Raw genomic sequence first — 24468 nt, forward strand, 5'->3', positions numbered from 1 at the left:
TTTAATAACTTTGCGCGAATGATAATGGTTATTGTTTTTAAAGTGAATAAAAAGTTCAATTAAATTTATTAAATAGCGTTTTTTGATTTAAAAACATACAATTGATGGTGTTTTTAGGTTGTTAATGCAATATTATTTACGTTTTATTAACTAGTAGGAAGGTTATGAAATTAGCAATAACGAAATAAATAATTTAACTTCAATAAAATCTATATAGTATTTAAAGGCTTGTTATTAACAACTAAATATCAGCTTAAGGTGTAAAGTAACGTGTAAGTAATTAGCTTAACTTTTTTTGAGGTTTAAGGTGTATTGCCTCAAACCCCTGAGTTCAGGTAAATATTACTATCTAAAAATTATAGAATTAAAGCTACAAATCATTTTTATACACTTGACCTGCTTTCATAACAAAAGGGATATGTTCTAGTTCAGTAATATTTTCAAGTGGGTTGCCTTTTAGCGCAATTATATCTGCAGCAAACCCTGCTTTTAGCTGACCAAGCTTATTGTTCATTTTTAATAGTTTTGCGCTATTAATTGTTGCAGCTTGAATTGCTTGTAGTTCAGTCATTCCAAATTCAACCATACGGGAAAACTGTTTTGCGTTATCTCCGTGAGGATAAATAGCGGCGTCTGTACCAAATACCATATTAACCCCAGCCTTTACCGCTCTATTAAAACTATCTCTTTGTTTTTTAGATACTTGACGCTCTTTATTGAGGTTCTCTTCATCAACACCATTTTGTTCACCAAAAGTCAGTGTGTACTCAGTATTATAAATATCCATTGAAAGCCATGTACCATGCTCTTTTGCCAGAGCTATCGCTTCATCATCTAAAAAGCTGGCATGTTCAATGCTGTCGACACCTGCTTTAATGGCTGTTTTAATACCGCTTGTTCCATGAGCGTGAGCAGCTACGGGTAAATCGCGCATATGCGCTTCATCAACAATTGCTTTCATCTCTTCATAAGAATATTGCTGCGCACCTACTTTAGTGCCTTTAGAAAAAACACCGCCAGTGGCACAAAATTTAATAGCATTCGCACCATATTTTATGTTTTCACGTACTTTTACGCGAGCAGCCCACGGGCCATCAGCAACACCTGTTGAAGTGTACTTTAGCTCAGGAGGCAAACGGTTGTTATCACAATGCCCGCCAGTAATACCAAGCGAAGGGCCTGCTGCCCAAATACGTGGGCCTACAATATCACCGGCATTAATACCGTCTCTAACCGCTATAACACTGTAGCCTTCGGCGCCTACATTTCTAACTGTGGTAAAACCTGCTTCTAGTGTTTTTTTAGCAAAGTGAGCCGCTTTTATCGCCATACGCGGAACTGATTGCCCTAAGCGCTCACTACGCGGCACGGTAGGATCGCTTGTTAAGTGAACATGCATATCCATAAGGCCAGGCATCAATGTTAGCTCAAGTAATTGGATGTGCTTATCACCTTTTGATAATACAGGCTTTTTGTTTTGCTCAACGCTGGTAATAATACCGTTATCTATAGTAATTAAAGGTGATTGAACGAGTTTACCAGTTTGCACGTCAACCATGGCTTTTGCTGATAAGTAAGTTGTGGCATGAGCACTAAGACTTGTAAAAGTTAACAAAGCAATAGAGGCACTTAGTAATTGTTTTTTCATTATTGTTCTTCTGTAGTGGCGGTTTAATTAATTGAAATGTAACAACCTAATACAAAAGTGTAAATACAATTGCTTAAATGCAATCTATCGTAATTCCTTTATTTAATAGTGCTAAGTGCTCATAATTAAAAAACGATACTAAAAAGGATTACCATGAAATCAATTAAATTAGCTTTAGTTGCCAGCGGCGTTATGTTTGCCTTAAGTGGCTGTATAAATACTGAACTTAGTGATATCGCTAACAGTACTTCGCAGTTAAACACACCAAACGCACAAGCAACTATTGTTTCAGAGCTCTCTAGCGAGCAACAACTAGATGTACTCGTTGCGCAGTATTATGATGAGTCACTAACGTTTAAACCAATTAATGCAACGTACAGTGGCCGCAGCGAATTTAACGACACATTTACGCCAACTATTTCAAAACAAAACAGAGAAAAGAAAGCCGTTTTTTATAAAAAATATCAACAACGGTTGCGTTATATTGATAAAGCACAGCTAACAGGCCAAGCCCTTTTAAGTTACGAAATATTAAAGCGCGATCTTGCCCTTAATTTAGAAGGTATGCAGTTTCCTAGTTATATGTTGCCAATAAACCAAATGGCAGGTTCGCATAATACATTTGCAGGGTTTGGCTCAGGTCAAAGTGCTCAACCTTTTAATACAGTTGAAGATTATAATAACTTTATAAAACGTAGCGAAGGGTTTGTGCAGTGGTTAGCCAGTGTACAAAGCTCAATGGATCAGGGTATAAATGAAGGTATTACTTTACCTAAGCCATTAGCAAAAAAACTACAGCCACAATTTGCAGCTCATGTTGTGCAAAGCGCTGAAGATTCTTTATTTTGGGGACCTATAAAAAACCTACCTTCGTCGTTTAGCGCTGAGCAGAAACAACAAATAACTGCAAAGTACCGCACACTGATTATGGAAAAGTTAGTGCCTGCTTATAAAAGTATGAGTGACTTTTTAGCTAACAAATACATTCCTAATAGCCGAGAGACATTTGGTTACAGTGACTTACCAAACGGTAAAGCGTGGTACGAATATCAAATCAAAAAAAATACCACGCTTAGTCTTTCTGCAAATGAAATTCACGACATTGGTTTAAGCGAAGTGTCGCGTATTCTAAGTGAAATGAAAAAAGTAAAAGATACTGTTGGTTTTAAAGGCGATCTTGCAGCGTTTTTTAATCACTTACGTGACTCAGACGAGTTTTATTACAATACGCCACAGGAGCTAATTGCGGCTTATGAAAACGTTAAGCAAAAAATAGATGCTCGCTTGCCATTACTTTTTGATATTGCTCCAAAAGCGCCATACGTCGTAAAAGCAGTTGAAGCATACAGAGCTCAGTCGGCGGCTGGGGCGTCGTATGCGTCTCCGGCACCAGATGGTTCTCGCCCAGGTATTTTTTACATCAATACATTTAACCTAAAAGCGCAGCCTAAATTTTTACTTGAAACACTCTCTATTCATGAAGCTGCACCTGGGCATCACTTTCAAATTGCATTGCAACAAGAAATAGAGGGCTTACCCGATTTTAGAAAGTTTGGTGGTTATACCGTATTTGCTGAAGGCTGGGCGCTGTACGCCGAAAGTTTGGGTAAAGAGCTTGGCTTATTTACCGACCCTTACATGTGGTATGGGCGCTTAGCAGATGAACAACTTAGAGCTATGCGCTTAGTGCTTGATACCGGTTTTCATGCAAAGGGCTGGACACGTCAGCAGGGGATTGATTACATGCTTGCTAACTCATCTATGGCTAAGAGCGATGTAATAGCTGAGGTTGAGCGTTATATTGCATGGCCTGGTCAAGCTTTATCATACAAGCTGGGTCAGTTTAAAATTCAGCAGTTACGTGACTACACTCAAAAAGAGTTAGGCGATAAGTTTGATATTAAAGCGTTCCACACGCAAATACTGATAGATGGCGCATTACCAATGCCAATTTTAGAAGAAAAAATTAAACGTTGGGTTGCCACGCAGCAATAATAAAAGACCCGAAAGCCCGTATTAATAAAGGCACGGGCTTTGCGTGTATAGCTGCAATACGTTAGAATGCGCGCTCTTTAGGGGCGCGAGTAAATTATGTTTGATCAAGAATTAGCAAATACACAGTTTTGGCTTAAAAAAAATCTAAGCGATATGAACCAAAACGAATGGGAAGCCATTTGTGATGGATGCGGAAAGTGTTGTTTAAACACCTTTATTGATAGCGAAGATGAAGACGAATTTACAGCTACCGATCAGTTACGTGAAGGTGAGCAGTTAATATTTACAAATATTGTGTGTCAGTACCTTGATAACAATACCTGCGGCTGTAGTGAATACGAAAACCGCCAAACACTTGTCCCTTCTTGCGTAAAACTAACCAAAGAAAACCTTAAAGATATTTTCTTTATGCCGCAAAGCTGCAGTTACCGCCGCCTACATGAAGGGCGTGGTTTAGCCTCATGGCACCCGTTATTAAATAACGGCGATAAAACTAAAATGCATGAGTTAGGTATTTCTGTTCAAGATAAAACGGTTAAAGACTGTGATGTTAAGCTTGATGATTTTGATTTATACATTGCCGAGTGGCCAACTAAGGATACTGATTAATGAGTAAGCTAAAAGCTAGCATTGGTTTAATAAATCCTAAAAGCCCAACAAACGTTGGTGGCGTTTTACGTGCCGCTGGTTGTTACGATGCTAAACACGTTTTTTTTACGGGTAACCGTTACTTAAATGCTAAAAAATTTCATACTGATACAAAAAATGTAGCTGAACGAATCCCCCTTACAGAAACTGATAACCTAGAAACGGTAAAGCCTGAAGATGCTACTGTTGTTGTTATCGAACTGATAGAAGGCGCGACACCTTTACCTGATTTTAAACACCCAGAAAACGCATTTTATGTATTTGGCCCAGAGGATGGCTCTGTATCTAAAGATGTTTTAAAGTGGTGTGATGAAGTGGTTTATATTCCAACAATCGGTTGCATGAACCTGGCTGCAACCTGTAATGTTGTTTTATACGACCGTTTGTCAAAACTTGGCGGCGTAGAGAGTAGTGACGACACTATTATTAGTTCTCGTGATACAAACAATAAAATGAAGTGGCAAAAAAGCTAATTAGTTAATCTTGCTTTTACGCTTATTTTATAGCCTTGGTTGCGCATAGCTTATAATGCGCAACAGCATTACCTTTATCCTATAAACATTCCCTCTTTGTTAAATCCTTACCTACTTAAATCATGCAAAAAATTCATTGTTAGCTAAGCTTGAATAAATTAAAACATTTTAAGATATTACAATGCGTTGGTTATTTTTATTAGTTCTATTATTAGCGAGCAAACTTAGTTATTCAGATTCAATAGTTGAATATCATTTAAAGGGTAGTCACCAAGTAGTATACGGGTACAACTATAAATCGGGCATATTGTTTGAGGCTAAAAATGCAAAGCAAACTCTTCATCTAGCCACTTTAGACTGGCCTCCCTATATTGGTAACGACTTATGTAAAAAAGGGTGGGTATATCAATTTTCGGTCGCGTTATTACATAGCAAAGGTTACAGCGTTTACATTGAATTTTTACCGTGGGCACGCGCAGTTAGAAACGTTGAACTAGGCAAAGCAGATATACTATTACCCGAGTATTTTATTGAAGATACTGCGCCTTCTGACTACGTAACAGATAAAACTCGCCGTGAATTACTGGGGTTATCAAATTCATTTTTAGGCGGAGAAATCGCTTTTATAAAGCGAAAAGAGGATAAAGATCGTTTTACGGGCAATTTAAAATCACTTAAAGGGAATAAAATTGGTGTCGTGAGAGGGTATCAAAACACGCCAGAATTTGATGCGATGATGGATAATGGCGAGTTTGAAACAATAAAAACTGTAGATGACTTACAACTTGTACAGATACTTGTGGCAAAACGTGTTGATTTAATCATTGGCGATCCTCAGGTACTAAAATTTGCGATAAGTTATTCAACATTGAGTGATGATAAAAAGCAGTTTTTATTAAATTCTATTGAGCAAGAAACTACACCGTTACAATACAACCCTTTTTATTTTGCTATTAGTAAACTCACACCGTCATGGCTTACAGTGCTAGAAGATATAAATAAGGGGCTTTATCAATTTCACAATAGCGGAGAAACGGCTCGAATTATTAAAAACCTAACTAAAACCTGTAAATAATTAGAACGTTCCTACAGACACTTCACCCAATTTACGTTTAAACAGGTAAACTTGCTTTAAATTGTTAATGGAGTGAAAACAACGTGAGTGAAATAAATACAAATCAATCATTCGCGGTCAACGAACAGTCTAATAAAAATTATCTGTTTCCACTGACTGCAATGACGACCCTGTTTTTTTTATGGGGCTTTATAACTGTTTTAAATGATGTGCTGATCCCGCGCTTAAAAGGCGTATTTGATCTAACGTATTTTGAAGCAATGCTAGTACAGTTTTGCTTTTTTGGGGCCTATTTTATTGTTTCTATACCTGCAGGTATTTTAGTAAAGCAGCTAGGCTATAAAAAGGGCATATTAACGGGTTTAATAGTTGCCTCTATTGGTTGTATGTTGTTCTACCCAGCTGTTGTAGTGCATGAGTACTGGTTATTTTTAGGTGCTTTATTTGTGCTTGCTGCAGGCGTAACAGTACTACAAGTTTCTGCTAATCCATATGTGGCTGCACTTGGCCCTGAAAAAACAGCCTCTTCTCGTTTAAACTTAGCACAGGCACTCAATGCTTTAGGCACAACGGTTGGCCCTTATGTAGGTGGTATTTTATTTTTTGGAACTGCTGGCACACTCGCGGCTTCCGCGGCGAGTGCTGAGTCTGTAAAAGTACCTTATTTAATGCTAGCTGCAGCTTTATTGTTAATCGCTATTATTTTTGCATTTATTAAACTACCTGAAATAGAGGCCCATAAAGAAGAGAACAATGCAGCCGTTGAATCTCGCTCGCTTACCCAAGCACCACATTTAACTATGGGTGTACTTGCCATATTTTGTTATGTAGGGGGTGAGGTTGCTATAGGTAGCTTTTTGGTTAATTACTTCGGTGAAGCTCATATAGCGGGCCTTGAAGAGCATGCAGCTGCTGCACTTATTAGTTACTACTGGGGTGGTGCGATGGTAGGGCGTTTTATTGGCTCGGCACTTTTACAAAAAATAGCCCCAGCGAAAGCCATTGCCTTCAACGCATTTAGTGTTATTGCATTACTGCTTATTACTATATTTACACAAGGTGATTTAGCGCTTTATTCAGTACTTGCGATAGGTTTATTTAATTCTATTATGTTTCCAACAATATTTTCTGTAGCCATTGAAAAGCTAGGATCACTGACAAGCAAAGGCTCTGGTTGGTTATGTTTAGCTATTGTTGGTGGGGCATTAGTTCCATTACTACAAGGTTTTATAGCCGATACGGTAAACATACAGCAAAGCTTTTTTGTACCAATGATATGTTATGTATTTATAGCATGGTACGGCTTAAACGTTGTCCGCTTAGCAAATAAGTGGAAATAATACTGTAATTGTAAGTGACTGAATACGTATTCAGTCACTTATAACTCACAAGAAATACGGAACGTTCCAATCTTGGGTTTTCCCCTATGTCGCCTCTCTTAAAATTAGTTACTTACTTTGTTGTATTGTTAAAAGCTTACTACTTTATTATTGTTTCTTATTGATTATTTACTTTTAAGTCTTACTTAGTAAGACATTTAGCGCTTTTTTTGCTAAAAATATAAGGTTATTAATGAAGAATAATATAAAGGATTTATATGCTTAACTCTTTAAAATTAAGTTTTAAAATAATGACTGTACCTCTTACTGTCATCCAGGAAAAAATAGTCTCTGCTTTTTATTTTGTAGCGTGTTTTTTAGTTGCTAAATTATTTATGGTTATTTATACAGTAAAATCTTACCCGTTTGATTATGATAATTTATTAAATACGTTCAGTATTACTAGAGTTTTAGGGCTTGATTTAAATCGTTTAGGTGCAACTAATGCCTAAAAAAAGTAATAATGCACAAAACTGGCTTAGTCTAATCAACATAGACAATGTTTACAGCTCTGATAAGCAACGCCAGGCATTGTCCTTATTTGCAATGATTGCAATAGCTATTGTTGTTTTATCAATGTTGGTAATTTTAAATTACGATGTTTATTCGCCTATTCTAACTATCTCCTTAATTCTGGTTAATATCACTATTACCAGTAGTACTTTATATTTTATAAAAACAGGGAAGCTTGAGGTTGTAGCGCTCATTAGCATGGGTATTGTATTTATAATGTGTATTGCACTTACCTATACAGGCGGAAAAGAAAACACCGGGCTTTATTGGCTTATGTTTTACCCCGTTGTTAGTTTTGCATCTTTAGGGGCTAAACATGGAACATGGCTTGGCTCATGTCTATTAGTCTGTTGTACGTTTATTTTATATGGCCCCGATATAGGTCAAGTTAATTACCCAGAGGTAGAAAAATCGCGTTTCTTAGCTGCTTTTACTTTAGTTTTTGTGTTTTCTTTTATTGGTGAATACTTTAGGCACAAAAGCCATATGGACATTGCAGGTATAACACTTGAGCAAACACAAGATGCTTATACCGATCAGCTCACCGGTGGTGCTAACAGGCGTTTTATAACCTCACATTTTTTAAAGTTGGTTGATGAAAACCCACACGAATACTTGCCTTTTTCAATTTTATTACTCGATTTAGATAACTTTAAAGCGATGAACGACACGTATGGCCATGACTTTGGTGATACTGTTTTAATTGAGTTTACAAAATTGCTAGAGTCGCAGTTTCCAAGCTCGGCTGTTAAAGCGCGTTATGGAGGGGAAGAATTTGTAGTTATATTGCCAAATGAGCGAAGTCAAAGGGCAGCTAAATTAGCGGATAAGTTTAGAAATCATGTTAGTGAACATGTTATTTTAACTAGTGATAAAGCAAAAGTCGCATTTACGTGTAGTATAGGCGTAGCACAAGTTAATAATGTGGCCGAGTACGATAACGAACTAAAAAAAGCTGATGAGTACTTATACCTTGCAAAAGAACAAGGTCGTAATAAGGTTATGTCAGCACATAGTTAAGGCAAAGTATGACCCAAAGTAAACTTATATATATTCATGACCCTATGTGCAGCTGGTGTTGGGGTTTTTCACCTACCTGGTTAAAATTAAAAAGCGAGCTAGACAATAACTTTAAAGATATATTATCGATTGAATACAAAGTAGGGGGATTAGCACCGGACAGCCAAGAACCTATGCCACAAAATATGCAGGATATGCTACAAAAAACATGGCATAAAATTTCAGAGCAGTTGGGTACGCAATTCAATTATGACTTTTGGCGTAAATGTCAGCCAAGGCGTTCAACGTACCCCGCATGTAGAGCAGCACTTATAGCGCGCAAAGCAAATAAAGAGGCCAACATGGTCGCTGCTATTCAACATGCTTATTATCTCAATGCTCAAAACCCATCTGATGAAAGCACACTCATATCACTTGCACATGAGATTGGTCTTGACGCAGAAGCTTTTGCAAGTTCACTGCAATCACATCAAATTAATGATGAGCTTAATGCTGAGCTTGCATATGCGCATAGCTTACCCATTCAAGGCTTTCCATCATTAGTGCTTATTAATAATGATAAAGCTTTTCCTATTGCGATTAATTATACCGATTGGCAGCAGTCATTTAATAAAATTAGCGCGCTTTTAAAATAATTTTTTATAAATGAGTGTTTTGTCATCAAACACTCATACCCTTTTTATATCACTCAGTACACTTTTAGCCTATTAAGTCGTAATTATTACTGTTGTCATAAAACCGACTTTTTTGCGCAACATGCTTGTCATTTTTCATCTATACAATTTCGCTCATTGAAAATCTTTAGTCTTTAAATTGTTTGCATTGAACAATTAAAGCTAAAAAACAAACTAGCAAATCCGCTAATTAACGAGTAAAGGTGTATGCGATGAAAGGCGTTAAACCATTAATCTTAGCTGGTATTGTGGCTGCAAGTGCTGCTGTACACGCAAACGATTTAGATAAGGTTATCGATAAAAGCAGCGAAATAAATAAGTCAGCTGCGCAATCACAAACAAAAATAGACAAGATTGCAGACTCAATGCAAGGACGTCTTCAACAATTTAAAACGCTTAATAAAGAAATTGACGGGTTAGCTGTTTACAACGCGCAATTAACTAAGCAGTTAAATAACCAAATTGAAGAAATGGAATCACTTAACCTGTCAATGGATCAAGTATCTATTATTGAGCGTCAAATTACCCCGCTTATGCTGCGTATGATCACTGGTCTTGAGCAGTTTGTGGCACTAGATGTGCCATTTTTAACTGACGAACGCACAAAAAGAATTACCTCTTTAAGTGAAATGATGAACCGAGCAGACATCAATTCAAGCGAAAAATTTCGCCGTGTACTTGAAGCTTACCAAGTTGAAGTTGATTACGGGCGCACTATTGAAGCCTACACCTCTTTATTAGATATAGACGGTAAAGAGCGCGAAGTAGATTTTTTACGCATTGGCCGCTTAGAACTTATTTACTTAACACGCGACGGTAAAAAAGCAGGTAGCTGGAATACAGACTCTAAATCGTTTGTTGCTTTGCCTGATTCTACAATAAGCCAAATCAATAAAGGTTTACGCATAGCGCGTAAGCAACTTGCCCCAGATATGTTAACTCTGCCAGTACACGCAGCAGAATAAGAGGTTAAAAATGAAATTGTTTACTCAAATGACAAAAATGGCCCTTTTTGCTGCAAGTATTAGCATTGTGGGTACATGTGTAGCGGCAGAGCCGATGAATTTAGACTCACTACTTAAAACCCTTGAAGAGGGTAAGTCAGCCCAAAACGCACAAAACAAACAACGTGAACAAGAGTTTGCAGCTCGTCAAAACGAGCAAGTACAAATGCTCAAAAATACACAAGCAAAGCGTAATCAAATGCTTGTTGAATCTGAACGTTTAGAAACTCAGTTTGAAGAAAACGAAGTAAAGCTTGCTAACTTAACCGATACATTATCTAAACGTATGGGATCTCTTAAAGAGTTATTTGGTGTACTACAACAAGTAGCAGGGGATTCAAGCAATAAGTTTGCAACCTCAGTGGTATCAGCCGAGATTGCTGGACGTAGTACATTTATGGATGAACTGGCTCAAAAAATGGGTTCAACATCTAAATTAGCCTCTATCGAAGATATTGAAAAAGTGTGGTTTGAACTACAACGTGAAATGACCGAGCAAGGTAAAGTAAGTCGTTTTGATGCAAGCGTTATAATTGAGGGCGGCACTAAAGCACAGCAAGAAGTTGTACGTGTAGGTGCATTCAACCTTGTATCAAACGGTAAATATCTAGAGTTTAATCCAGCTACTAACACACTGAGTGAGTTAACACGCCAGCCTGTATCTCGTTTTACAGCCACGGCAGATGAGTTACAAAATACTAAAAATGGTGTTGTGCAGTTTGCACTTGACCCAACAGGCGGCTCAATTTTAGGCTTGTTAGTACAAGCACCCGATACGCAAGAGCGTGTACATCAAGGTGGTACAGTCGGTTACGTTATTTTAGGTGTGGGTGTAATTGCACTCCTTATATCACTTGAGCGCTTTTTCTCATTATTGATTATGGGTGGAAAAATCCGTCGTCAACTTAAAGATGATATAGCACGCGACGACAACCCACTTGGCCGCGTAATGAAAGTAAAAGATCAGTACCCTGATGTTGCCCACGACACATTAGAGCTTAAATTAAGCGAAGCTATTTTACGTGAAATGCCAAAAGTAACGCGTAATTTAACGCTTATTAAAATCATCTCAGTGGTGGCACCGCTACTTGGTTTACTCGGTACAGTAACCGGTATGATCAACACCTTCCAAGCTATCACGCTGTTTGGTACCGGTGACCCTAAATTAATGGCTGGTGGTATTTCTCAGGCATTGGTAACAACGGTCCTTGGCTTGGTTGTAGCTATTCCTACGGTATTTTTATACACCTTACTTAATACTCGCGCTAAAAATATATTACTTACTATTCAAGAGCAAAGTGCAGGCATTATTGCCAAGCGTAGTGAGAAAGGAGCATAAACCATGGTGCTATTGATTGACTCAATCAATGCTATCCGTGATTTTCTCGACACTGGTGGCCAAGTTCTCTTGGTCATTGGGGTGTTAATCTTCGCGATGTGGTTATTGATACTCGAGCGATTTATTTATTTTTTTAATGGTTTTCGTAGTTATAAACATGGCGTAAAGGCCGATTGGACTAATCGAGCAGAGCGCAATAGCTGGAATGCAGAGCAAATTCGCCAAGCAATGATATCGCGTGCGGGTATGCGCTTAAACACAAACCTTGCGTTAATTAACGTAATGGTAGCGCTTTGCCCACTCCTTGGTTTGTTAGGCACAGTAACCGGGATGATTGAAGTGTTTGATGTAATGGCAATTACAGGCACTGGGAGTGCGCGTTCAATGGCATCGGGTGTTTCTAAGGCAACTATTCCAACTATGGCAGGTATGGTCGGCGCACTTTCGGGTGTATTTGCCTCTACGTTTTTACAACGCAGAGCTAAGCGCGAAGTGGAACTACTTGAAGACAGCATGGTTTTAGACCACTAAATAAATATAGATAAGCGGCTAACTATAGCGCTGCTTATCCTAGGAGAATAAAAATGAGAGCCCCGTTAGGAAACCTATTACAAGAAGATGAAGCAGAAGAAATTAATATGACCCCAATGTTAGACGTTGTATTTATTATGCTTATTTTCTTTATCGTTACTGCATCATTTGTCAAAGAAGCAGGTATTGATGTAAACCGTCCAGAAGCAGCCACAGCAGTTAAAAAAGAGCGTGCCAATATCTTAGTCGCGATTTCAGACAAAGGTGAGATTTGGATTAATAAACGTCAAATTGATGTGCGCGCAGTGCAAGCGAATATTGAGCGCTTAAAAGCTGAAAACCCTCAAGGGAGCGTGGTTATTCAAGCCGACAAAAAAGCCACGACTGATATGTTAATTAAGGTAATGGATGCGTCGCGCGCTGCAGGTGCGTTTGATGTATCAATTGCTGCTCAAGATGCGTCGTAAGGGTTAGTTATGTTGCGATATTTAGTTGCATTAGTTGTAGCCGGTGTAGTGACCTTCATGCTGTTTTTAGGCATGCAGGCACTTATTACCGGTGGTGAAGGTGCTATGTCGGAGCCAGTAAAAGGTAACGTTTTAGACTTTGTACGTTTGAAAAAAGAAGAAACAGTACAAAAAAAAGAACGTAAACCGCAAAAGCCACCCACACCAAAAGAACCTCCGCCGCCAATGGAATCACCACAAATGCAAAGTAGTGATGCAACGGCAAACGCAAACAATTTCGACTTTGGTGCCAATGTAGATGCCGATGTGAATTTATCAGGCGGTTTAGCGCTGGAAACAAGCGACGGTGAATACTTACCGATTGTTAAAGTAGCGCCTGTGTATCCGCGTCGTGCGTTATCTCGTGGTATTGAAGGCTATGTAATTGTTGAATTTACAGTGACTAAACAAGGTACAGTGCGCGACCCTCAGGTTGTAAAAGCAGTTCCTGAGTCACTATTTGATAGAGCAGCAATGGATGCTGCCCTTAAATTTAAATATAAACCGCGCGTAGTAAACGGTGAAGCCGTTGAAGTGGCGGGTGTACAGAATAAAATATCTTTCCAAATTAGTGGTTAATTTAGTAATTAACCACGAGTAAACGGACAGAAATGCGAGGCGATTATGAAATTACTACCTACAGCTAAATTTTTTAAAATAACACTATTTTGTACTGCTGCAGTAAGTGCCAGTATTGTTGTACCAAGTACGTTAAGCTTTGTGCCTGGCCTTAACGTAGCTACTGCACATGCAGAGCAAAAAACAAAGCGTGTACCTGCGCTACGTGAAAAGGTTTATAGCCAGCTTGCTCGAGCGCAAAAACTCGCTGACGATGGCGATGTTAAGGGTGGACTTGAAGCACTTAATAGCATTCAAGAGCGAGCTTCAAGTATGAACTCGTACGAAATTGCAATGATGCATAATTTTTACGGCTTTATTTATTACAACGAAAACGACTTACCAAAAGCGATTGCCTCGTTTGAAAAAGTGGTAGCAGAAGAAGCCATTCCTGAATCACTTCGTTTAAGTACTACATTTAGCTTGGCGCAATTGGCAATGGCTAATAGTGATTATAAAAAGGTAATTTCGTTTTTAGATAAATGGGATGCAATAAATACTAAACCTAAAACAGAAGGTTACTATTTATTAAGAGCACAAACGTATTATCAGTTAAAGGATTACCAAAAAGGACTTGAGTATATTACTCAAGTTATTTCACTAAGTGACAGTGAGGGTAAAACCCCTAAAGAAAACTGGCTGGTGTTACAACGTGCAATGTATTACTCACTTAATCAAACAGATAAAGTGGTTGATGTACTTGAGCGTATGGTAAAGCTATACAATAAGCCTGAATATTGGGTTCAGCTTTCTGGGATGTATGGCGAAACGGGCAAAGAAAAACAACAGTTAGCAGTGATTGAATCAGCTTATCAACAAGGTTTTTTAACTTCTAAGTCTGATTTACGCCAGCTTGCTCAAGTTTATTTATACAATGGCTTGGCGTTTAAAGCTGCAGTCGTTATGAGTGAAGCTATTGATAAAGGTATTGCTGAAAAAACAGCAAAAAACTACGCTTTTGTAGCCGAGGCAATGATTCAAGCTAAAGAAGATGAAAAATCTATTACCTACTTTGTAAAAGCGGCTGATTTATCAGAGCACGGTAAATACGAACAACGTTTAGCTGAGGTTTACGTTAACACAGAGCAATATGAAGAAGCTGCCGATGCTGCGCGTAAAGCACTTGATAAAGGTGGCCTTGATTTTGAATCAAATGCATTTGTTGCCTTAGGTATGGCTCAGTACAACATGCAAAATTTTGATGCGTCAATTTTAGCTTTTGAGCAGGCAGAAAAACATAAAAAATCTCAGCGTTTAGCACAGCAGTGGATCAAATATGTAAAGCGTGAAAAAGTGCATGCAGAAACACTCAAAACAGCTTTATTATAAATTTTGAAGCGCTTTACTAATTTAAAAAGTAACGCGCTTAAAACTATTTCATAATCGCAACACCAAAACCGCCTTAGGGCGGTTTTTTTTCGTCGCTTTAAGTAGCCAATTATTTGATTTTTAATACGTTATCATTGTCATCTTATGGTTATCAAACTGTAACTACTTTGTCATAAGTCTCCCGTATTGTTACCGCAGCTAAACTCAAGTGACCTTAAAGCATTGTTTAAGTGTTTTAAGGTGACTTGAGTTTATTTAAGCACCTAAAAAATAATTAAATACTTTAATGGAGTGAACAATGAAATTATCTGACTTATTCAAAGTAAGTTTGATTGCAACTGCAGTATCTTTAGCAGGTTGTGGTGGAGACTTAGTAGTATCTGAAGGCGACACGACTATCAATGAAGGTGATACAGTAACTAACGTTGTTGAAGGCGGTGACGATACAAGTGATGAAACGTCATCACGTGATGATTCACAAAATGCGACTACTGGCTTTCCTACTAATATCGATAATGCACTTACTCAAGGTTTAGCAACTGATGTTTCTAGTGAGTTTTCATCTATTACAGATAAGCCAGTATATCGCTTAGCTGCAGATACCGTGTTCACTACTGATGTATCGTTAACAAACGATGCACACTGGATATTAAATGGACGAACTGCCGTTGGTAATGATCGCGCAGATAACGCCAAACTTTATATTCAACAAGGTACAACGATTATTGGCGAAACAGGAGATGACTTCCTAGTTGTTCGTCGCGGTTCACAAATTGAATCGGTAGGGACTGTAAGTCAGCCCATTACAATGACCTCAATTCAAGATGTTACAGCTCAAGAAACAACGATTGGCCAGTGGGGCGGTTTAGTACTATTAGGTAACGCGCCAGCAAATTCTTGCGGCGACCAAGAAGGTGAAGCAACAGCTGATGAACTTGCTAATTGTGGTGTGTCGGCTGAAGGTGACGCAGGCCAATTTGGTGGCGATATCAGTGATGATAATTCAGGTACTTTAAAGTATGTACTTGTTAAGCAAGCCGGTAAAACGTTAGGTAATGGTGATGAGTTAAATGGTATTACATTTGCCGGTGTTGGCTCTGCAACTACAGTTGATTATATTCAAGTACATGAAAATCTTGATGATGGCATCGAGTTTTTTGGTGGCACCGTTAATGTAAGCAATGTTGTACTTACCAATATTGGTGACGATTCGCTAGATTGGTCTTTTGGTTGGACGGGCTCAGCTACAAACGTTTATATTCAGCAAGCGGCTAATGTTGGTGACAACGCTATCGAAGCTGATAACTCTGAATTTGATTCAAGTGCAACACCACTAACTTTACCTACTATTTCAAACGTTACAATTGTGGGTGCTGAGGGAAATAACGGGATTCGTTTACGTGCGGGTACTGCGGGCGCTCTTAAAAATGTATTTGTAACGGGCCCAGCTACTTATGAAAACTGTTTACGTGTAGGTTCAGATTCAGTACCACGTGCTGAGGATGGCACGCTTACGATTACAAACTCTATCGTTGCTTGTCAAACTGCAGCGAATAATTTTGGCAGCGAAGTTATTAACGGTGGCGATGTACAATCTTGGTTTGAAGGCCAAGACGCTAACCAAACACTTACTCCAGCTGATTTAATGCTAGATGACAACGGTTATACACCTCTTGCAGGCTCGCCGCTTATCGCAAATGGCCAAGTTGGTGCTTTTGATGGGTCAACTAACTGGATGGAAGGTTGGACCGTTGGTATTAATGGTGGCTTCCCTACTGATATTGATAATGCGCTTGCACAAGGCTTAGCATCAGATGTTTCTAGCGAATTTCCAGCAATTACAGATAAACCAGTATATCGCTTAGCTGAAGATACAACGTTCACAGCAGATGTAACGTTTACTAACGATGCACATTGGATTTTAAATGGTCGTACTGCAGTTGGTAATGACCGCGCAGATGCAACTACATTATATGTTCAAGCGGGTACAACGCTAATTGGTGAATCAGGCGATGACTTTTTAGTTGTACGTCGTGGTTCACAAATTAATGCCAATGGTAATGCAACTGCACCTATTACAATGACATCTATTGAAGATGTAACAGGCGCTGAAACAACAATTGGGCAGTGGGGCGGTTTGGTACTTTTAGGTAATGCGCCTGCTAACTCGTGTGGCGATCAAATTGGTGAAACAACTGCAGAAGAATTAGCTAACTGTGGTGTATCAGCTGAAGGTGACGCGGGTCAGTTTGGTGGTGATATCAGTGATGATAACTCAGGTGTTCTTCGTTATATTGTTGTTAAGCATGCAGGTAAAACACTGGGTAATGGTGATGAACTAAACGGTATCTCATTTGCAGGTGTTGGTTCACAAACAAAAGTAGAATATATCCAAGTTCACCAAAACCTCGATGATGGCGTTGAGTTTTTTGGTGGTACTGTAAATGTTCGTAACATAGTACTTACTGACATTGGTGACGATGCATTTGATTGGTCGTTTGGTTGGACAGGTCGTGCACAAAACATTTATATTCAACAAAGTGCTGTTGGTGGCGATAACGCTATTGAAGCGGATAACTCAGAGTTTGATTCAAATGCTACACCTTTAACTAAACCATTTATCTCTAACGTTACAATTGTGGGGGCTGATGGTACAAATGGTGTTCGTTTACGTGCCGGTACTGCTGGCGTTCTTCGCAATGTTGTAATTACAGGACCAGAAGATTACTCAAACTGTTTACGTGTGGGGTCTGACTCTGTAGCCAATGCAGAATCTGGTGAGCTTTCTATTGAAAACTCTGTAGTGGCATGTAGTGAAGATAATAATTTTGGTAGTGAAGCAATCGCTGGTGGTAACGTTCAATCTTGGTTTGAAGGCCAAACAGGTAATCAAACGCTTACATCTGCTGGTCTTAGTTTAGCAACCGATGGCTTTACACCTAAATCGAGCTCTCCATTATTAGGTTCGGGTGTTGATTCGTCAGACCTTGATTCATTCTTTACTAAAACAGATTATATTGGTGCGTTTGATGGCGATAATAACTGGATGGATGGTTGGACAGTCGCTATAACACCAAGTTTTCCTGATGATATTCAAAATGCCTTAGAGCAGGGTTTTGCTACTGATGTATCAGCGAGCTTCCCTGCAATCACAGACAAGCCAGTTTATCAGTTAACTTCTGATGTTGTATTCACTTCAGACGTAACATTAACTAACGATGCACATTGGATTCTAAAAGGCCGTACAGCGGTAGGTAATGACCGCGCTGATGAAACGACTTTATATGTTCAATTTGGTACTACGCTTATTGGCGAGTCAGGTGATGACTTCTTAGTTGTTCGTCGTGGTTCTAAAATAGAGGCCGTGGGTAGTGCAACTCAGCCAATTACTATGACGTCTATTGAAGATGTTACTGGTGGCGAAACGACTATTGGTCAATGGGGCGGTTTAGTGCTTTTAGGTAATGCACCGGCGAACTCGTGTGGCGATCAAGAAGGCGAAGCTACCGCTGATGAACTTGCTAACTGTGGTGTATCTGCTGAGGGTGACGCTGGCCAATTTGGTGGTAATGACCCAGAAGATAACTCAGGTACTTTAAAATACGTGGCAGTTAAACAAGCAGGAAAAACGCTAGGTAACGGAGATGAGTTAAACGGCATTACACTTGCGGGTGTTGGTAGCCAAACAGAGCTTGATTACATTCATGTTCATGAAAACCTGGACGATGGTGTTGAATTTTTTGGTGGTACTGCAAACATCAGTCACCTTGTTTTAACTAACATTGGTGATGACTCACTAGATTGGTCATTTGGTTGGACGGGTAAAGCGCAATACGTACTTATCAAACAAGCTGATTCAACAGGTGATAATGCGATTGAGGCGGATAACTCTGAGTTTGATTCAAATGCTACACCACTTACAATGCCTACAATTTCTAATGTTACTATTATTGGTAATGTAGGGGTTAACGGTATACGTCTACGTGCAGGTACTGCAGGTATGCTTAAAAACGTGGTTGTAACAGGCGGGGCAGATTATTCAAATTGTTTACGTGTGGGTTCAGATTCAGCGCCTCGCGCCGAGGATGGTACATTAACTGTTACTCACTCAGTTGTTGCATGTGAAACGGCAAATAACTTTGGTACGCAAGCTATTGGTACTGGTAATGTTGAATCTTGGTTCTTAGGCCAAACAGGTAACTCTGTGCAAGCAGCCACAGACCTTAATCTAGCAGATAACGGATATATGCCTTCGGCTGAGTCATTACTGCTAGGTAATGGTTTTGATTCTTCAAGCCTAGATAGTTACTTTGATTCAGTAGATTACATTGGTGCAATGGATGCACAAACAGACTGGACAGCAGGTTGGGTTAAGGTAGGTCTTTAATCCCCTCTACTAAAAGCCGGACGTAAGTCCGGCTAATGTCTTGTTTTGTTTCGGAGTATAAAAATGAAATCTTTTAAACCCTCTTCTCTTGTTCTTTCTAAACTAAATTGCGCAGTTATGGCTGCAATTATGGGGCTATCAGTAAACACTACTATAGCAGCCGAAGCCGAAGCCGAAGCTCAAGAAATAGAAGAAGTAGTTGCTGTTGGCCAGCGACTAAAAGGTAGTGCAGGCGCAGTACTACAAGAGCGCCAAAATCAGGCATTTGTTGCTGATATTATGGGCGCTGATCAAATATCACGCACAGGTGATGGCGATGCAGCTTCAGCGCTTCGTCGTGTGACTGGTTTAACCTTAGTCGATGGTAAATATATTTATGTTCGTGGTTTGGGTGAGCGTTATTCAAGTACCCAACTTAATAGCATGTATGTTCCGAGCCCCGATCCCACTCGATCAGTTGTTCCACTGGATTTATTTCCATCGGATATTATTGAAAGTTTAAGTGTTCAGAAATCGTTTTCTCCTGACATGCCAGCGCACTTTGGTGGTGGTAATGTAAATATTCGCACCAAATCTATTCCTTCTGATTTTTTGTTTAAAATACAGTTAGGTACTTCATATAACACTTCTAACAGTGACACAGGTTATTTTTACAGTGGTGGTGATGATGATTGGATGGGGCGCGATGATGGTACACGTTCATTACCTTCATTAATTTCTACAGCGCTTAAAAGTGATGCAGGACTTGAAGGTGACAGCAGTACTACGCTTGAGCAGCGTCAAGTGCTCCTACAATCACTAGACTGGCAAGTTGGACCTACTGAGAAAGACGTTGATCCAGGCATGAATTTTTCAGTAGCACTAGGTGATAGGTTTGAGTCTGATGTGGGTACATTTGGTGTTCTTGCCGCTGTTTCCTATGACAATGAATGGGAAGTAGTTAAAGAGCAAAGCGGTACAAACTTAGGTAGTTTAGGCTGTGAAGATAAATGTTTTGCACAAACTTATGATGGCATATCTACTGAACAAACCGTTCGCTGGAGTGGCACATTAAATTTGGGTTATGAATTTAATAATAATCATAAGTTTGAACTAACGAATATTGCCCTTCATGATATGAGTGACCGAGTTCGTAACCGTGATTTTTTCGATGCTAACGAATCAGAAGAAGGAGTTACTGAATTACGCCGTGTTGATGTTATGTATGAAGAGCGGGAAATGTTCTCCACGCAACTCAAAGGGACGCATAACTTTCCTGAATTAGAAAATTTATTTTTTGATTGGTATGCCGGTACAAGCCGCGCCAACAGAGATGCTCCTGGCGCATTGGATGTTGTTTTTCAAACTAACTTAAATGATGGTGTATTTGAATCGGAGCAGTTACAAGATGTTGCTGCAACAAACGTTACTCGTGATTATCAAACGTTGCATGATGATGTAGATACGTATGGTTGGAATATGGGTATCCCATTTTATGGTGATGGCTATGAGTTAGAGCTTAAGGTGGGTGGCGATTTTTCTGAAAAAATACGTGATGCAAGCAATATTCAATTTGGTATTACGCACCGTGGTATAGCTGATGACTTTACATTTGGCTCAAACATAGACCAAATCTTTTCTGACGATAATTTAGCTAATAGTGAGTTTTATACAAGTGTTACTGGTTCTGGCATTTTTGATGATGGTACTGCTGATGGTGATAAATATAGCGCTGCACATAAGTTAGACGCTTATTATTTTATGGCCGACTTTTTCTACGAAAACACTTGGCGCATAACAGGTGGTATTCGTTGGGAAGACTTTTCTCAAATATCAGTCCCTTTTCAAGCACATACGAATTTCTTTGATGGAACAATTGATGAAGTGAGTGAAGTTGCAATAAAAGAAGATGATTTTTTTCCATCTTTAGCAATTACTTACATTATGGATGAAGAAATGCAGTTTCGTTTAAACTTGAGTGAAACAACGATTCGCCCAGATATGCGGGATGTAAGCTCAACCTATTACGTTGATCCATTGACAGAGTTTTTAGTGCGAGGCTCACCTACGCTTCAAAGCTCTAAGCTAAAAAATGCTGACTTTAGGTTTGAGTGGTACATGCCTTCAGGCAACAATTTATCAGTTGCTTTGTTTTATAAAGATATTGAAAACCCAATTGAGATGGTTGAGTTAGCGGGTGTTGGTGGAGCTGCTCCGCAGTTACTTACAGCAAATGCACAGTCGGGTGAACTAACGGGTATTGAGGTAGACTTTTTAACTGACTTTAGTTTTATTCATAATGACCTATCTGCCATTTTTTTATCAGGTAACGTTACTTTATCTGATTCAAGTGTAGAGCTTGGTATAAATGACGCCGATGGGGTTGATTCTTTATTTGAACAACAACTAAAAGAGGCGTTGGAAGCTGACTCTGTCTCTAACATTGTTACAAATAATAAACGTCGCTTAGTTGGTCACTCTGAATGGGTAGCAAACTTACAAATGGGTTATGACTCTACTGATGGTTTTCATTCAACTTCAGTTGTTTATAACGTGTTTGGGCCGCGCATAATAGTACCAGGTACGCGTGGAAACGAAGACGCAGAAGAAAAGTCATTTCATTCTCTTGATTTAGTTTATTCTTACTTCCCTAACTTTAATACTAAAGTTAATTTTAAAGTTAAAAATATACTTGGCCAAGAAAAAGAAATTGAACAAGAAAACTTAACACTTTGGCGTCAAGAAGAAGGCACTGAGTTTAGTTTAAGTTTTAGCTACGAGTTTTAATTTTATACCCAAGGAAGGGGATATAATAAAACCTAACTACCGATTAGCCCTGTATTTAATACAGGGCTTTTTTATGACTATGAAAAATATTTAAGTTTCGATTTATTCACTAGTTTTAGGGCGCTTAGGGTGTTATTTTGACGTTAATAAAAATTAATTCTCACGCAATGAATTTTAATTTTTAATGTATTAAGGCATCTTTTATGAACCAAACAGTGGAACAAACAATGAAAAAAGTAGGATTAGTCGGTTGGCGTGGCATGGTAGGCTCTGTGTTGTTAGAACGCATGCAGCAGCAAAGTGATTTTGCAAACATCGACACCACCTTTTTCACCACCTCGCAAGCTGGGCAACTCGGCCCTGATATTGCGGGCGACGCAAAACCGTTATTAGATGCAAGTGATGTAAATGAACTTGCTAAAATGGATATTATTGTTACCTGTCAAGGTGGTGATTACACCAAAGCGGTTTACCCAAAATTACGTGAGTCAGGTTGGGATGGTTATTGGATTGATGCGGCTTCTGCACTTCGTATGGTTGATGACAGCATTATTGTACTTGACCCTGTAAACAAAGATGTCATTGAACAAGGTTTAGCGCAAGGCGTTAAAACCTTTGTAGGCGGTAACTGTACCGTATCGTTAATGTTACTTGCTTTAGGTGGTTTGTTTGAGCAAGACCTAATTGAATGGGTAAGCCCAATGACTTACCAAGCGGCTTCGGGTGCGGGCGCACGTAATATGAAAGAGCTTATTGCTCAAATGGGCGCTATTCATTCAAGCGTTGCCGAGCAACTAGATAACCCAAGCTCAGCTATTTTAGAGATTGATAAAATAGTGAGCGAAAAAATGGCTTCAAGCGATTTACCACAAGACCAATTTGGCGTGCCGCTTGCCGGTAGCTTAATTCCGTGGATTGACGTACCAATGCCTAGTGGCCAGTCTAAAGAAGAGTGGAAAGCACAGGTTGAAGCGAACAAAATTTTAGGCTCTTCTAAACAGCCTGTGCCAATTGATGGTTTATGTGTACGTATTGGTGCAATGCGTTGTCACAGCCAAGCGATGACCATTAAATTACGTGAAGACATTAGCGTAGAAAAAATTGAAGAAATTTTAGCTTCGCATAACGAGTGGGTTAAAGTTATTCCAAATGAGCGCGATATTAGTGCTACTGACTTAACCCCAGTTAAAGTAACAGGTACTTTAAGTATTCCTGTTGGTCGTATTCGTAAACTCGCTATGGGCCCTAAATACATTAGCGCATTTACCGTGGGCGATCAGCTGTTATGGGGCGCAGCAGAGCCTCTTCGTCGTATGCTTCGCATAATTGTAGACGGTGAATAATTTTTACATTTAAAAGTATGTATTTAAAAGGGGTTAGCGTATTGCTAACCCTTTTTTAGTTAAGCGGCACTGCATACGCTACTTTATTTTTGCCTTCGTGTTTTGCTATGTACAACGCTTTGTCGGCTAAATCTATGGCTTTATCTATTTGCGTAGTGGCACATTTAATACTTATAACCCCAAAGCTTGCCGTAACATCTATGCATTGTTGTTTATATTCAATGGGCTTGCTTGCAAGAGTAGTGCGTAGGGTATCGGCAAATTGCTTTGCTTTTAGTTCTGAATCTCTGGCTATGAGTATTACAAATTCTTCTCCGCCTATTCTGGCAAATATATCGTCTTTATTTAAACATGCCCTTACACGTTTAGTTGCTTGAATAAGGACCTCATCTCCACCAGCATGGCCGTATTCATCATTTATGTTTTTAAATGAGTCTATATCCCAATATATAAGCGATACATGTTGTTCGCAGCTTAATTGAGTTTCAAGTTTTTGCTGGCCTATTTCGTAAAAGCCGCGCCTGTTTACGCATTGTGTAAGTACATCGGTCATGGCTAGTTTTTGCATTTCTTGGGCTAAATCAGAAGCCATTATAAAAATAATAAATACCGCCATGCCTACATGCGCAGTAGGGACTGTAATAAAGTTAATGAGTATGTATAAATCTAAATAGGCCTGATTAACTTGAGCGCCTTGCATGAGTGCGATAGTCGCTGCAATAAATAAACATAATCCGCATACGGTATATGTTACAGCTGCACCAATTTCAGCAGGAAGCGATTTTGGTTTATGTTTTAGTATAATAATGGCATTTATAAAAAGCAGGATTATGTCGTAGTAAATGTATAATGACATATTCAAACCTACATGCACATTTACTGCTTTAAAGTAGTACACAGCAGCAAATGTAATAACAGCAAATGCTAACAAATAGTTCATATTAATAGGGCACCGTGTGCGTATGCAGTGCCCCCAAGTTCCCAGTAAAACCGATGCCATAGAAAAACTTACCGCAAGCATCCAATAAGTAACACCTGATTCAAAGTAGGGTTGCAATAAAATTGTACCCCATTGGCAGGCAGAGCACATAAATGCACTTGCCCAAAATAATGCATATAACTTTTTACCTAAGGTATACCACGCCATTAAAAATATAACAGACCAAACAATACTGGTAAGTAAAAGAGTAATTAAAATAAAAAAGATTGGGCTCATAGAG

19 protein-coding genes are annotated in these 24468 nt (G+C 39.0%); 17 read left to right on the forward strand and 2 right to left on the reverse strand.

Annotated elements, in window-relative coordinates:
* Positions 1-370: 370 nt before the first annotated feature.
* Positions 371-1648, reverse strand: a complete 1278-nt coding sequence (locus tag ATS74_RS18425; protein ID WP_058550315.1) for a Xaa-Pro dipeptidase — start codon at positions 1646-1648, stop codon at positions 371-373.
* 153 nt (positions 1649-1801) lie between these two features.
* On the opposite strand from ATS74_RS18425, the gene ATS74_RS18430 reads away from it, so the two are divergent.
* The 17 genes from ATS74_RS18430 to asd all read left to right on the forward strand — a co-directional run bounded on the left by ATS74_RS18430 (position 1802) and on the right by asd (position 23248).
* On the forward strand, positions 1802-3643 hold the full coding sequence (locus ATS74_RS18430; RefSeq protein WP_058550316.1) for a DUF885 domain-containing protein: 1842 nt from the start codon (positions 1802-1804) through the stop codon (positions 3641-3643).
* Between the two features lie 96 nt (positions 3644-3739).
* A complete protein-coding gene (locus ATS74_RS18435) occupies positions 3740-4252 on the forward strand; it encodes a YcgN family cysteine cluster protein (protein WP_058550317.1) in 513 nt (170 codons plus the stop codon).
* Positions 4252-4764 (forward strand): RNA methyltransferase, encoded by a 513-nt coding sequence (locus ATS74_RS18440; protein ID WP_058550318.1) that lies wholly within the window; start codon positions 4252-4254, stop codon positions 4762-4764. The genes ATS74_RS18435 and ATS74_RS18440 overlap by 1 nt, the downstream gene beginning before the upstream one ends.
* 181 nt (positions 4765-4945) lie before the next feature.
* Complete coding sequence (locus tag ATS74_RS18445; protein WP_058550319.1) at positions 4946-5839, forward strand: substrate-binding periplasmic protein; 894 nt, start codon at positions 4946-4948, stop codon at positions 5837-5839.
* An 83-nt stretch (positions 5840-5922) separates the two neighbouring features.
* Complete coding sequence (locus ATS74_RS18450; RefSeq protein ID WP_058550320.1) at positions 5923-7179, forward strand: sugar MFS transporter; 1257 nt, start codon at positions 5923-5925, stop codon at positions 7177-7179.
* 257 nt (positions 7180-7436) lie between these two features.
* A complete protein-coding gene (locus ATS74_RS18455; RefSeq protein ID WP_058550321.1) occupies positions 7437-7670 on the forward strand; it encodes a hypothetical protein in 234 nt (77 codons plus the stop codon).
* Positions 7663-8751 carry a GGDEF domain-containing protein gene (locus tag ATS74_RS18460; RefSeq protein WP_058550322.1) on the forward strand — a complete coding sequence of 363 codons (1089 nt, stop codon included), beginning with the start codon at positions 7663-7665 and terminating at the stop codon, positions 8749-8751. The genes ATS74_RS18455 and ATS74_RS18460 overlap by 8 nt, the downstream gene beginning before the upstream one ends.
* An 8-nt stretch (positions 8752-8759) precedes the next feature.
* Positions 8760-9386 (forward strand): DsbA family protein, encoded by a 627-nt coding sequence (locus ATS74_RS18465; protein ID WP_058550323.1) that lies wholly within the window; start codon positions 8760-8762, stop codon positions 9384-9386.
* A 251-nt stretch (positions 9387-9637) separates the two neighbouring features.
* Positions 9638-10390 carry a DUF3450 domain-containing protein gene (locus tag ATS74_RS18470; protein WP_058550324.1) on the forward strand — a complete coding sequence of 251 codons (753 nt, stop codon included), beginning with the start codon at positions 9638-9640 and terminating at the stop codon, positions 10388-10390.
* A 10-nt stretch (positions 10391-10400) separates the two neighbouring features.
* The gene (locus ATS74_RS18475; RefSeq protein WP_058550325.1) at positions 10401-11768 is read left to right on the forward strand and encodes a MotA/TolQ/ExbB proton channel family protein; all 1368 of its coding nucleotides are present in this window, start codon (positions 10401-10403) and stop codon (positions 11766-11768) included.
* A gap of 3 nt (positions 11769-11771) precedes the next feature.
* The gene (locus ATS74_RS18480) at positions 11772-12299 is read left to right on the forward strand and encodes a MotA/TolQ/ExbB proton channel family protein (RefSeq protein WP_058550326.1); all 528 of its coding nucleotides are present in this window, start codon (positions 11772-11774) and stop codon (positions 12297-12299) included.
* Positions 12300-12352: 53 nt separating this feature from the next.
* A complete protein-coding gene (locus ATS74_RS18485; protein WP_058550327.1) occupies positions 12353-12766 on the forward strand; it encodes an ExbD/TolR family protein in 414 nt (137 codons plus the stop codon).
* 12 nt (positions 12767-12778) lie between these two features.
* Entirely contained in the window at positions 12779-13384 is a 606-nt protein-coding gene (locus ATS74_RS18490; RefSeq protein ID WP_173827092.1) for an energy transducer TonB, read from the forward strand.
* 45 nt (positions 13385-13429) lie between these two features.
* Positions 13430-14752: a tetratricopeptide repeat protein gene (locus tag ATS74_RS18495; RefSeq protein ID WP_058550329.1), complete on the forward strand. Its 1323-nt coding sequence runs from the start codon at positions 13430-13432 to the stop codon at positions 14750-14752.
* Positions 14753-15050: 298 nt separating this feature from the next.
* The gene (locus ATS74_RS18500) at positions 15051-19139 is read left to right on the forward strand and encodes a hypothetical protein (RefSeq protein ID WP_058550330.1); all 4089 of its coding nucleotides are present in this window, start codon (positions 15051-15053) and stop codon (positions 19137-19139) included.
* Positions 19140-19202: 63 nt separating this feature from the next.
* Complete coding sequence (locus ATS74_RS18505) at positions 19203-21905, forward strand: TonB-dependent receptor domain-containing protein (protein WP_058550331.1); 2703 nt, start codon at positions 19203-19205, stop codon at positions 21903-21905.
* Positions 21906-22108: 203 nt separating this feature from the next.
* Entirely contained in the window at positions 22109-23248 is a 1140-nt protein-coding gene (gene asd / locus ATS74_RS18510) for an aspartate-semialdehyde dehydrogenase (protein WP_058550332.1), read from the forward strand.
* Positions 23249-23303: 55 nt separating this feature from the next.
* Here the strand turns inward: asd and ATS74_RS18515 are convergent, their stop codons facing one another.
* Positions 23304-24464 carry a GGDEF domain-containing protein gene (locus ATS74_RS18515; protein WP_058550333.1) on the reverse strand — a complete coding sequence of 387 codons (1161 nt, stop codon included), beginning with the start codon at positions 24462-24464 and terminating at the stop codon, positions 23304-23306.
* Between the last annotated feature and the right edge of the window lie 4 nt (positions 24465-24468).

This window comes from Pseudoalteromonas sp. H103 (assembly GCF_001469205.1).
In the GTDB taxonomy this organism is placed as follows: domain Bacteria; phylum Pseudomonadota; class Gammaproteobacteria; order Enterobacterales; family Alteromonadaceae; genus Pseudoalteromonas; species Pseudoalteromonas carrageenovora.